At 72.5% G+C, this 12,279-nt stretch carries 9 protein-coding genes; all 9 read left to right on the top strand.

The features are described from left to right. Positions 1-336 precede the first annotated feature (336 nt). The 9 genes from ACZ7GJ_RS16070 to ACZ7GJ_RS16030 all read left to right on the top strand — a co-directional run bounded on the left by ACZ7GJ_RS16070 (position 337) and on the right by ACZ7GJ_RS16030 (position 12,250). Positions 337-1,989 carry a CTP synthase gene (locus ACZ7GJ_RS16070; RefSeq protein WP_470752129.1) on the top strand — a complete coding sequence of 551 codons (1,653 nt, stop codon included), beginning with the start codon at positions 337-339 and terminating at the stop codon, positions 1,987-1,989. Between the two features lie 76 nt (positions 1,990-2,065). Beyond that, positions 2,066-2,719, top strand: a complete 654-nt coding sequence (locus ACZ7GJ_RS16065) for an NUDIX domain-containing protein (RefSeq protein ID WP_470752127.1) — start codon at positions 2,066-2,068, stop codon at positions 2,717-2,719. Between the two features lie 173 nt (positions 2,720-2,892). Then, on the top strand, positions 2,893-4,869 hold the full coding sequence (locus ACZ7GJ_RS16060; protein ID WP_470752126.1) for a tetratricopeptide repeat protein: 1,977 nt from the start codon (positions 2,893-2,895) through the stop codon (positions 4,867-4,869). A 152-nt stretch (positions 4,870-5,021) separates the two neighbouring features. Next, the gene (gene ald / locus ACZ7GJ_RS16055) at positions 5,022-6,137 is read left to right on the top strand and encodes an alanine dehydrogenase (RefSeq protein WP_385394579.1); all 1,116 of its coding nucleotides are present in this window, start codon (positions 5,022-5,024) and stop codon (positions 6,135-6,137) included. A 326-nt stretch (positions 6,138-6,463) separates the two neighbouring features. Then, a complete protein-coding gene (locus tag ACZ7GJ_RS16050; protein WP_393816928.1) occupies positions 6,464-7,624 on the top strand; it encodes a ParA family protein in 1,161 nt (386 codons plus the stop codon). Next, on the top strand, positions 7,609-8,106 hold the full coding sequence (locus tag ACZ7GJ_RS16045) for a hypothetical protein (protein WP_470752124.1): 498 nt from the start codon (positions 7,609-7,611) through the stop codon (positions 8,104-8,106). The genes ACZ7GJ_RS16050 and ACZ7GJ_RS16045 overlap by 16 nt, the downstream gene beginning before the upstream one ends. A 1,041-nt stretch (positions 8,107-9,147) precedes the next feature. Next, positions 9,148-10,275 (top strand): segregation and condensation protein A, encoded by a 1,128-nt coding sequence (locus ACZ7GJ_RS16040; protein WP_470752123.1) that lies wholly within the window; start codon positions 9,148-9,150, stop codon positions 10,273-10,275. Next, positions 10,272-10,898 carry an SMC-Scp complex subunit ScpB gene (gene scpB, locus ACZ7GJ_RS16035; protein ID WP_470752122.1) on the top strand — a complete coding sequence of 209 codons (627 nt, stop codon included), beginning with the start codon at positions 10,272-10,274 and terminating at the stop codon, positions 10,896-10,898. Before ACZ7GJ_RS16040 ends, scpB begins: the two co-directional genes overlap by 4 nt. Beyond that, a complete protein-coding gene (locus ACZ7GJ_RS16030) occupies positions 10,898-12,250 on the top strand; it encodes a pseudouridine synthase (protein ID WP_470752121.1) in 1,353 nt (450 codons plus the stop codon). Before scpB ends, ACZ7GJ_RS16030 begins: the two co-directional genes overlap by 1 nt. The last annotated feature ends 29 nt before the right edge of the window (positions 12,251-12,279 follow it).

Here is a 12,279-nt window from a genome sequence, read left to right as displayed (position 1 = left end):
GTGATGTGAGCGATATCCGAGCAGGATATGACGGCACCCTAGTGATCCCCTTAAGTCTTGGAACAATGAGACTCGGCTAAACGGGTGAGCTGGGACGATGCCCGTGGGACGGGCGGGGAAGCCGCCGGGCGGGGCTCGCGGAAGACGGCCGCGCCGCGTCGCCGGAGGCGGACCCTCCCGGGCGCTGATAGGCTGGTACCCCGTGGACCGGTGGTCTGCCTGTGCGAATCAGGAGCCCCGAAACCGCAGCTTCGGCGCCCCCAGAGACCCTTCGGATCGACGGTGGCCGGCGCCGGACGCACCTCACTTCGCGACCACGGGAGCCCCCTCTTGGCGATGCCGCCCAAATCCATGACGACCAAGCACATCTTCGTCACCGGGGGTGTCGCTTCCTCCCTCGGCAAGGGCCTGACGGCCTCCAGCCTGGGTGCGCTGCTGAAGGCGCGCGGTCTTCGGGTCACGATGCAGAAGCTCGACCCGTACCTGAACGTCGACCCCGGCACCATGAACCCGTTCCAGCACGGCGAGGTGTTCGTCACCAACGACGGCGCCGAGACCGACCTGGACATCGGCCACTACGAGCGCTTCCTCGACGTCGACCTCGACGGCTCGGCCAACGTCACCACCGGCCAGGTCTACTCGCAGGTCATCGCCAAGGAGCGGCGCGGCGAGTACCTCGGTGACACCGTGCAGGTCATCCCGCACATCACCAACGAGATCAAGCACCGCATCCGCCGCATGGCGACCGAGGACGTCGACGTCGTCATCACCGAGGTCGGCGGCACGGTCGGCGACATCGAGTCCCTGCCGTTCCTGGAGACCGTCCGCCAGGTCCGCCACGAGGTCGGCCGCGACAACGTCTTCGTCGTGCACATCTCGCTGCTGCCCTACATCGGCCCCTCCGGCGAGCTCAAGACCAAGCCGACCCAGCACTCGGTCGCGGCCCTGCGCAACATCGGCATCCAGCCCGACGCGATCGTGCTGCGCGCCGACCGCGACGTCCCCACCTCCATCAAGCGCAAGATCTCGCTGATGTGCGACGTGGACGAGGCGGCCGTGGTGGCGGCGATCGACGCCAAGTCGATCTACGACATCCCGAAGGTGCTGCACACCGAGGGCCTGGACGCCTACGTCGTCCGCAAGCTCGACCTGCCCTTCCGCGACGTGGACTGGACCGTCTGGGAGGACCTGCTGGACCGGGTCCACAACCCCGACCACGAGGTCAAGGTCGCGCTCGTCGGCAAGTACATCGACCTGCCCGACGCGTACCTGTCGGTGACCGAGGCGCTGCGCGCCGGCGGTTTCGCCAACAAGGCCCGCGTCCAGATCAAGTGGGTCACCTCCGACGACTGCAAGACCCCGGCCGGCGCGGCGGAGGTGCTCGGCGACGTGGACGCGATCTGCGTGCCCGGCGGCTTCGGCGACCGCGGTGTCAACGGCAAGGTGGGTGCGATCACCTTCGCCCGCGAGAACAAGATCCCGCTGCTCGGCCTGTGCCTCGGCCTGCAGTGCGTGGTCATCGAGGCCGCGCGCAACCTCGCGGGCATCGAGGACGCGAACTCCACCGAGTTCGACGCCTCCACCCCGCACCCGGTGATCTCCACGATGGAGGAGCAGCTGGCCTTCGTCGAGGGCGCGGGCGACCTGGGCGGCACCATGCGCCTGGGCATGTACCCGGCGAAGCTCGCCGAGGGCTCGATCGTCCGTGAGGTCTACGGCGACCAGGCGTACGTGGACGAGCGCCACCGCCACCGCTACGAGGTCAACAACGCCTACCGCGGCGAGCTGGAGAAGAAGGCGGGCCTCGTCTTCTCCGGTACCTCCCCGGACAACAAGCTCGTCGAGTACGTCGAGTACCCGCGCGAGGTGCACCCCTACCTGGTGGCCACCCAGGCCCACCCGGAGCTGCGCTCGCGCCCCACGCGCCCGCACCCGCTCTTCGCCGGGCTGGTCAAGGCGGCGGTGGAGCGGCAGCAGTCCGCGAAGTGAACGCCTGACCGCATAACGTAGGCAGCCGGGGCACGGATCGTGCCCCGGCTGTCTGTTTTCGGGGAAGGTACCGGTCATGGCCTTGGGCAACAACGACAACGGCGTCCGCGTCGTCGACACACCGGAGTCGTGGGAGGTCGTCGGCTCGCAGACCCCGTTCCAGGGCGCGAAGACGGCGGTCCGCTCGGACGAGGTGCGGATGCCGGACGAGTCCGTGGTGCGGCGCGACTACCAGGTGCACCCGGGGTCGGTGTGCGTGCTCGCCCTCGACGAGCAGCAGCGGGTGCTCGTCCTGAGCCAGTTCAGGCACCCGGTGCGGCACCGCCTGTGGGAGCTGCCGGCCGGGCTGCTCGACGTACAGGGGGAGAACCCGCTGCACGCGGCCCAGCGGGAGCTGTACGAGGAGGCGCACGTCAAGGCCGAGGACTGGCGGGTGCTGGTGGACTTCTTCGCGTCGCCGGGCGGCTCCGACGAGGCGATCCGGATCTTCCTGGCGCGCGACCTCGCGGAGGCGGAGGGGGAGCGCTACGCGGTGTCGGACGAGGAGTCGGACATGCAGTTCGCCCGGGTTCCGCTCGCGGAACTGGTGGCCGGGGTGCTGGCCGGCCGGCTCGGCAACCCGGGGCTGGTGACGGGGGTCCTGGCGCTCTCCGCCGCCCTCGCGGCCGGCGGCGTGGACAGCCTGCGCCCCGCCCAGGCCCCGTGGCCGGCCCGCCCCTACGAGGCCTAGCAGCCGGAGGCCGGCGCCCGGGCCCGGTCCCGGGCGCGGTCCCGGGCGCCGGGCGAGGGTGCTGATGTGACCATCCGCTGATCCGATCGGGCGATTTGCCCGCCGCGCTCCACCCGGGTCGTCGCTCTGCGTGAACTACGCTCGCAACCCGAAGGCAGGGAGAGGAGCGGATCGTGGCGGATTTCGTCGGGCGGCGGCGTGAGCTCAAGGAGCTGCGCGAGGACATCGCGAGGACCGGGCTCGACACCCTCTCCGGCCGCAAGGCCAAGGCGCCCCGCGCGAGGGTGCTCCTCGTCGCCGGTCGGCCCGGGTCGGGGCGCACCGCCCTCGCCGAGGCGTTCGTCCGCGAGATCGCCGACGACTACCCCGACGGCGTGCTCAGGACCCGCCTCACCGCGCCCGGCGGGGAGACCGTGGCCACCGAGCGGGCCGTCCGCACCCTGCTGGAGGGGCTCGGGGAGCCGACCCCGCCCGGCGCCGGGGAGGACGAGCTCAGCTCCGCCCTGCGCGCCGCGCTCCAGGGGCGCCGGGCGATCATCCTGATCGACGACGCCGCCGACCCGCACCAGGTCGACGCGCTGCTGCCCGACACCCCCGAGTGCCTGGTCCTGGTGACCGCAGAAGGACCCCTCACCGGGATTCCGGATGTCCGGCCCTGCACCCTCGGCGGACTGGACACGCCCTCCGGGGTACGGATGCTCGTCCATCGCATCGGCGACATCCGCGTCACCGCCGACCCCCGCGCGGCCGAGGCCCTCGCCGAGGAGTGCGGAGGCCAGCCCGCCGTGCTCAGCCTGGTCGGCGGCTGGCTCGCCGCCCACCCCAAGGCCTCCGTAGCCGACGTGGCCAAACAGCTCCACGACATGCCCCCGGGCATCAGCGGCCCGCTCGGCCGGGGCTTCCGGTTCGTCTACGAGTCCCTGCCGCAGCCCGCCCAGCGGACCCTCCGGTTGCTGCCCCTGGCGCCGGCCGGGGTCGTCGACTCGCACACCGCCTCCGCGCTCGCCGGGTGCTCGGTGGCCGCCGCGCAGTCCACGCTGGAGGACTTCGCCGCGCTGGGCCTCGTACACAGCGCCCAGGACGGGCTGTTCATGCTGCCCGGCTGCCTCGCGCCGCTGCTGCAGGCCTTGCTGGAGGCCAAGGAGCGCCCCGCCGAGGTCCAGCTGGCGCGGGCCCGGATGCTGGAGCGCACCGTACGGCTGCTCACCTCGTGCCGGGCCATGGCCGAAGCCGGGGACGGCGAAGACGCCGACCTCGTACGGGAGCGCCTGGACGGGCTGCCGCGCGCCCTGCGCTTCCCCGACCGGCGGGCCGCCGCCACCTGGCTGGACACCCGGCTGCCCGCGCTCTCGGCGGCCGCCGCGCTCGCTGTGGCCGACGGCGGGCTGGACACCCTGGCCCGCCGGCTGGTCGCGGCCCTCGTACGGGCGCTGGCGGAGCACCGCGGGACCGCCGAGGCGGCTCCCGAGCTGTACGGGCTGCACCGGCTGGTCCTGGACGTGGCCGAGCGGCGCGACCTGCACCGCGAGCAGGCCGCCGCGCTGCTGAACCTGGCCGACCTGGACGCCGCGACCGGCCGGACCCAGGAGGCGCTGGAGCGCTACCGGGCCGCGCTGGTCGCCGGAAAGGCGGCGAACGACCCGTACGCGACGGGCCGCGCGATGGAATCCGTAGGCGGCGCGTACCAGGAGCTGGCGGACTGGCACCGGGCCTCCGACTGGTTCGGCCGGGCCCTGTCCCAGGCCCTGGCCAGGGGCGAGCGCGGCGACGAGGCGCGGCTGTACGGACGGCTCGGGAACGTCCACACCTACGCGGGCCGGTACGGGGACGCGCTGCGCAGCTGGCGGGCGGCCGCCGCGGGCTACCGGAAGCTGGCCGATGTGCCGGGCCAGGCCAAGGCGTTGAGTGAAATGGCACGCGTCCAGGAGTACGCCGGGCGGCCCGAGGAATCCCTGCACACCTGCCGGGAGGCGGTGGAGCTGGCGCGCAGAGCCGGGGACCTGCGGCTCCAGGCCGCACTCCAGGTGCGGCTGGCAGACACGCTCGACCGGCTCGGCGACCCGGCAGCCGCCAGGCTGCACCGGTCCGCGGCCGACAGATTGTTGGGAGATGACCCCGCAGCCTGCGAAATCCGTAGTGGTTCCGACTGAGATTATTGCTTTGCAAGGCTAGACAGCGACTCATCCTTCATTAGACTGGCTTCACCAGGTCATCCCCTGGTGCATCCCGTTGCGCGTTCTTGTGAACGGGTATGTATGGAAGTACCCCGAAACATCCCCTGAGCCAAGGACCGTGAGCCACGATGAAGGTCGGCATCCCCCGCGAGGTCAAGAACAACGAGTTCCGGGTCGCCATCACGCCCGCCGGCGTGCATGAGCTGGTCCGCAACGGCCACCAGGTCTTCATCGAGCAGAACGCCGGTGTGGGCTCCTCGATCACGGACGCGGAGTACGTCTCCGCCGGCGCCGAGATCCTCGGCACCGCCGACGAGGTCTGGGCGACCGCTGACCTGCTGCTGAAGGTCAAGGAGCCCATCGCGGAGGAGTACCACCGCCTCCGCAAGGACCAGACCCTCTTCACCTACCTGCACCTGGCGGCCTCCCGCGAGTGCACGGACGCCCTGCTGGAGTCCGGCACCACCGCCATCGCGTACGAGACGGTCGAGCTCGCCAACCGCGCGCTCCCGCTGCTCGCCCCGATGTCCGAGGTCGCGGGCCGGCTGGCCCCGCAGGTCGGCGCGTACCACCTGATGCGCTCGGTCGGCGGCCGCGGCGTCCTCCCGGGCGGCGTCCCCGGCACCCACGCCGGTGAGTGCGTCGTCATCGGCGGCGGCGTCTCCGGCTGGAACGCCGTGCAGATCGCCGTCGGCATGGGCTTCCACGTGACCCTGCTGGACCGCGACATCAACAAGCTCCGCGAGGCCGACAAGATCTTCGGCACGAAGATCAAGACGATCGTCTCCAACGCCTACGAGCTGGAGAAGGCCGTCATCGAGGCCGACCTCGTCATCGGCGCGGTGCTGATCCCGGGTGCGAAGGCCCCGAAGCTGGTCACCAACGAGCTCGTCGCCAAGATGAAGCCCGGAAGTGTCCTTGTCGACATTGCGATCGACCAGGGCGGCTGCTTCGAGGACTCCCGTCCGACCACCCACGCCGAGCCGACCTTCCAGGTCCACAACTCGGTCTTCTACTGCGTCGCCAACATGCCGGGCGCGGTGCCGAACACCTCCACCTACGCGCTGACCAACGCCACGCTGCCCTACATCGTGCAGCTCGCGAACCTCGGCTGGGTCGAGGCGCTGCGTCGCGACCCCGCGCTCGCGCTGGGCCTCAACACCCATGACGGCCAGGTCGTTTACGGCCCGGTCGCCGAGGCCCACGGCCTGGAGACCCTTGAGCTGAGCACGCTGCTCGGCTGAGGCGTCAACGACTGACGTCAATCTCACGTATCCGGCCGGACCTTGCCCGCAAGGTCCGGCCGGACGCGTTTGCGGAGGGCCCGCGAGGGCGGCTCAACTCGCCTCGAACGTAACCCTTTAACCCTTTCGCACACCCGCGAAACTTCGCGGCGACAGCTCGGACGCCCTTGACAGAGAGGTGTTCGGTTGCCGACACATCGTGCCGGGTCCGACGGATTGTGTTGCCGCTGAGCGGTGACACGCCATAGAGTCGCCAACCGTCGGCATGGTGCCACGCTGACCTATCGATAAGTGTCCTGGTCACGTCCGAGGAGGTAAGACGACTTGTGAATGAGTCGACATTTGCTCCTGGGGGTGGTCGAGCAGAGACGGCTGCGCGGGGCCAAGGTCCTGCCGGGCTCGAAGCAGTCGGCTCCGTCGCAGTCCGCACCTTCGCAAACCACCAGCACATGACGACGCCCCAAAAGAGCATGGACGGCCTAGACGTGAACTCCAGGGCCGGCGACCTGAGCGGCGAAAAGCCCACTGGTTTCGCCGACTATGACAATGTGCCCGAAGGGCACTTCTACGACCCGGACGCGGAGTACGAACCCGACCCCGAGTACGCGGCCACTCTCGCCCCCGACGCTGCCCGTCAGCGCCGGGAGCGGATCGGTCCGACCGGACGGCCGCTGCCGTACTTCCCGATCCCGGGTCCGCTGACCGACCACGGTCCGGCGAAGATCATCGCGATGTGCAACCAGAAGGGCGGCGTGGGAAAGACCACGTCGACCATCAACCTGGGTGCCGCACTCGCCGAGTACGGGCGCCGCGTGCTGCTCGTCGACTTCGACCCGCAGGGCGCGCTGTCCGTGGGTCTCGGCGTGAATCCGATGGAACTCGACCTGACGGTCTACAACCTGCTCATGGAGCGGGGGATGTCGGCCGACGAGGTGCTGCTCAAGACCGCGGTTCCGAACATGGACCTGCTGCCGAGCAACATCGACCTGTCCGCTGCCGAAGTGCAGTTGGTCAGCGAGGTCGCGCGTGAGTCGACCCTCCAGCGGGCCCTCAAGCCCCTGATGGCCGACTACGACTACATCGTGATCGACTGTCAGCCCTCGCTCGGTCTGCTGACCGTGAACGCCCTGACGGCGGCTCACAAGGTCATCGTCCCCCTGGAGTGCGAGTTCTTCGCGCTGCGCGGGGTGGCGCTGCTGACCGAGACCATCGAGAAGGTGCAGGAGCGGCTCAACCCCGAGCTGGAGCTCGACGGCATCCTCGCCACGATGTACGACTCCCGTACGGTGCACAGCCGCGAGGTGCTGGCGCGTGTCGTCGAGGCCTTCGACGACCACGTCTACCACACGGTCATCGGCCGCACGGTGCGCTTCCCGGAGACTACGGTCGCCGGAGAGCCGATCACCACGTACGCCTCCAACTCCGTCGGTGCCGCCGCCTATCGCCAGTTGGCCAGGGAGGTGCTCGCCCGGTGTCCCGCCGAGTGAGTCTGCCCGGAGCCGACGAACTCTTCCGTACGACCGGGGGGATGGCGCTCCAGTCGTCATCGCCGCGGCGCGGCACGGACGAGTCGCCCGCCGCGGAGCACGCGGCGGCGTCGGCGGAGGGCATGGCGGGGGAGGGCCGCAGCCGGGAGGCTGAGGCCGGTACGGAGGGCTCGGTCGGCGCGCAGCGGCGGCCGCAGGAAGGTTCCGGTGCCTCCACCCCCGCCCCCCGGCGGGGGAAGGGGCAGGGCCGCGGGGCGAACCGGCGGCCGAGCGGGCGCGAGCGGCACGACGAGAAGATCACGGTCTACGTCTCCGCGGAGGAGCTCATGGACCTGGAACACGCGCGGCTGGTGCTGCGCGGGGAGCACGGCCTGGCCGTGGACCGGGGCCGCATCGTCCGCGAGGCGGTGGCGGTGGTCCTGGCGGACCTGGAGTCCCGCGGCGACGCGAGCATCCTGGTCCGCCGCCTGCGGGGCCGCTGAGCCCCTGACGCGTGCCGCGCCGGTGTCCGGTGCGGGGCCGCGGCGCGACCCGGGCCCGCCGAGCGCTACCGCCGCCTCTCGCGGCGCGCCCCGAGCGCGGTAGCGCGGGCTCTGCCCGGATCCGCGTCCCGTACGCCGGCCAGGCCGGTCGGCCGGTGCCGCCGGTGCGGCCCGAGAGCGCCGCGCGGTACGGCGGGCTCTGCCCGGGCCCGCGTCCCGTACGCCGGCCAGGCCGGTCGGCCGGTGCCGCCGGTGCGGCCCGAGAGCGCCGCGCGGTACGGCGGGCTCTGCCCGGATCCGCGTCCCGTACGCCGGCCAGGCCGGTCGGCCGGTGCCGCCGGTGCGGCCCGAGAGCGCTGAGCGGTAGCGCGGGCTCTCGCGGCCCAAAAGGGCTGAGCGGTAGCGCGGGCTCTGCTCGGATCTGCGTCCCGGACGTTGGCGGGGCTGCCGGTTCTCGGCTGGTGCCGGGGCGGAGCCGCAGGAGTGGCGGTGCGGACGCCGGCGCGGCCGCGTGGCAGCCTAGGCCGGACAGCCGAGCCTCCCGCACCACCCTGGACCCCGATGCCCTCTCCCGCCGAACCCGGCCGCCCGACCCGCCGACGACCGCTGGGCCGGGGCCCTGGCGCCCCCGCCGCACCGGCGGAGCCCGCCGCGCGGGCCGTGGCGGGCCTGGACGGGCCCGTGGGCGACCCCGGGGCGCCGGAGGCACCCGCCGCACCTCGTGACCCCGTACCGCCCCCGGAGGGCCCCGGGGCGCCCCCCGAGGACACTGCGGCACCGAGCGGCCCCCTGCCCGACCCCGAGGTGCCCGACGCACCCCTGCCCGGCTCCGAGGGCCCCGACCCGTCCCCGCACGTTCCCGCGGCACCCGCAGCGCCGGTTCAGGAGGGCCCCGTAGGGTCCGGGAAGCCCGCATCCCCCGCCGTCGACGGTCCTGCCGGACCCTCGGCACCGGCCGTACCCGCCGTGCCGGCCGTACCCGCCGTGCCGGCCGTACCCGCGGGGCCGGCGGTACCCGTGGCGTCGGGCGGGGAGGGCCCCGTGGGGTCCGGCGCGGCCCTGGACGCCTCCGAGGCGTCGGCATCCCCCGCCGCGGCCCACGGCCCCGCCGCAGCCGCGGCACCGGCACCCACCGCACCCGCCGCACCGGCGGTACCCGCGGCGCCGCTCCAGGAGGGCCCGGTGGGGTCCGGCGCGGCCCCGGACGCCTCCGCGGCGCCCGCGGCCGACGGTCCCGCAGCGCCCGCGGCACCGGCACCCGCGGCGCCGGTCCGGGAGGGCCTCGCGGGGTCCGGCGCGGCCCCGGACGCGTCCGCGGCATCGGCGGCACCCGTGGCGCCCGCGCCCGCCGTCGCCGACGGGACCGTCGGAGGCGAGGGGCGGTTTACCCTGCGGCTCGCCAACTTCGAGGGGCCGTTCGATCTGCTGTTGCAGCTGATCTCGCGGCACAAGCTCGACGTCACCGAGGTCGCGCTCTCCAAGGTCACCGACGAGTTCATGGCGCACATCCGCGCCATGGGGCCCGACTGGGATCTCGACCAGACCACCGAGTTCCTGGTCGTCGCCGCCACCCTGCTCGATCTGAAGGCCGCCCGGCTGCTGCCCGCCGCCGAGGTCGAGGACGAGGCCGACCTGGCCCTGCTGGAGGCGCGGGACCTGCTCTTCGCGCGACTGCTCCAGTACCGGGCGTACAAGCGGATCGCCGAGATCTTCGAGGCCCGCGCGGAGTCCGAGGGCAAGCGCTACCCGCGGACCGTGGGGCTGGAGCCGCACCACGCCGAACTGCTGCCCGAGGTGGTCATCAGCATCGGCGCGGAGGGCTTCGCCCGGCTGGCGGTGAAGGCGATGCAGCCCCGCGCCAAGCCGCAGGTGTACGTCGACCACATCCACGCGCCCCTGGTCAGCGTGCGGGAGCAGGCCGGTCTCGTCGTCGCGATCCTCAAGGCCCGCGGCGAGGCGACCTTCCAGGAGCTCACGGAGGACACCGACGACACCCTCACCGTCGTCGCCCGCTTCCTGGCCCTGCTGGAGCTGTACCGGGAGAAGGCCGTGGTCCTCGACCAGGAGGAGGCCCTGCAGACGCTCACCGTGCGCTGGAGCGGCGGGGACGGCGACGGGATGCCGACGGTGACCGACGAGTTCGACCGGATCGTGGAGGTCAAGGAATGACGGAGACCGCGGTGGCGGCCCTCGCGCTGAAGCCCGCCCTGGAAGCTGTCCTCATGGTCGTGGACGAGCCCGCGACCGAGGCGCACCTCGCCAAGGTGCTGGAGCGGACCCCGCGCGAGGTGGCGGACGCGCTGCTGGAGCTCGCCGACGAGTACGCGGCCTCGGGGCGCGGCTTCGAGCTGCGGCTCGTCGCCGGCGGGTGGCGCTTCTACACCCGCGCGGAGTATTCCGCGGCGGTGGAGCGCTTCGTACTGGACGGGCAGCAGGCCCGGCTGACCCAGGCCGCGCTGGAGACGCTGGCGGTGGTCGCGTACCGCCAGCCGGTCAGCCGGTCCAGGGTCTCGGCGGTCCGCGGAGTCAACTGCGACGGGGTCATGCGGACCCTCTTGCAGCGCGGTCTGGTGGAGGAGGCGGGGACGGAACCCGAAACAGGTGCGATCCTGTACAGGACGACGAACTACTTTCTGGAGCGGATGGGCCTGCGCGGCCTGGACGAGCTCCCGGAGCTCGCGCCCTTCCTCCCCGAGGCGGACGCGATCGAAGCCGAGACGCAAGAGGGTGTTCCGTCGTTCGATCCGGATGCACCGGATACCGATGAAGACGACAAGACGACGGAACTTTGATGCGAAGCAGCGGCAACAACGGCGGCGGTAACAGGAACAGCGGCGGCGGCGGTGGTGGCGGTCGCGGCGGCTCCCGCGGCGGCAGCTCCTCCGGCGGCGGTTCGCGGGGCGCCAGCTCCGGCGGCGGCTCCCGCGGGGGCAGCTCCTCCGGTGGCGGCTACCGCGGGGGTAGCTCCTCCGGCGGCGGTGGCTACCGCGGTGGCGGCTCTTCCGGCGGCGGCGGTGGCTACCGCGGCGGCAGCTCCTCCGGTGGCTACCAGGGCGGCGGCGGTGGCGGCTACCAGGGCGGCGACCGCGACCGCGACCGCGAGCCGGCCCCCCGCATCCGCAACCCCCGCCCCGAGGAGCGTCGCTACGACGTCGGCCCCGAGGGCGAGCGCAGCGGCCGCAGCGGCCCCAAGGCCGGTGGCGGCGGCGCCCGCGGCGCGGCGGCGCGCGGCGGTGCCAAGGGCGGCCCCAAGCCCTCCAAGACCCCCGGCATCGGCGGGGCCGGCGGCCCGCGCCGCGGTCCCGGCAGCCGTAGCGGCCAGTCGCGCCCCCGCGAGCTGGACGCGCGCATCGAGGAGCGCGTGCGCGACCGGTACGCCGACAAGCCCGTGATCAAGACCCCGAAGACCTTCCCGGGCGCCGAGCAGGAGGGTGAGCGCCTTCAGAAGGTGCTCGCCCGCGCCGGCATGGGCTCGCGCCGCGCGTGCGAGGAGCTCATCGAGCAGGCCCGCGTCGAGGTCAACGGCGAGATCGTGCTGGAGCAGGGCAAGCGCGTCCAGCCGAAGGACGAGATCAAGGTGGACGGCCTGACCGTCGCCACCCAGTCGTACCTGTTCTTCGCGCTGAACAAGCCCGCCGGCGTCGTCTCCACCATGGAGGACCCGGACGGCCGCCAGTGCCTGGGCGACTACGTCACCAACCGTGAGACGCGCCTCTTCCACGTCGGCCGGCTCGACACCGAGACCGAGGGCATCATCCTCCTCACCAACCACGGTGAGCTGGCCCACCGCCTCACGCACCCGAAGTACGGCGTGAAGAAGACCTACGTCGCCGCGATCACCGGCCCGCTGCCGCGCGACATCGGCAAGCAGCTCAAGGACGGCATCGAGCTGGAGGACGGGTACGCCCGCGCCGACCACTTCCGCGTCGTCGACCAGGTCGGTAAGAACTACCTGGTCGAGGTGACCCTCCACGAGGGCCGCAAGCACATCGTCCGCCGCATGATGGCCGAGGCCGGCTTCCCGGTCGAGAAGCTCGTCCGGACCTCCTTCGGGCCGATCGAGCTCGGTGACCAGAAGTCCGGCTGGCTGCGCCGCCTGACCAACACCGAGGTCGGCATGCTGATGCGCGAGGTCGGTCTGTAGACCGTCCGCCACCCCGCGGTGCGAGAAGC

The sequence above is a fragment of the Streptomyces sp. NPDC037242 genome, from assembly GCF_055604165.1.
This window is presented reverse-complemented; position numbering and strand designations above follow the sequence as displayed.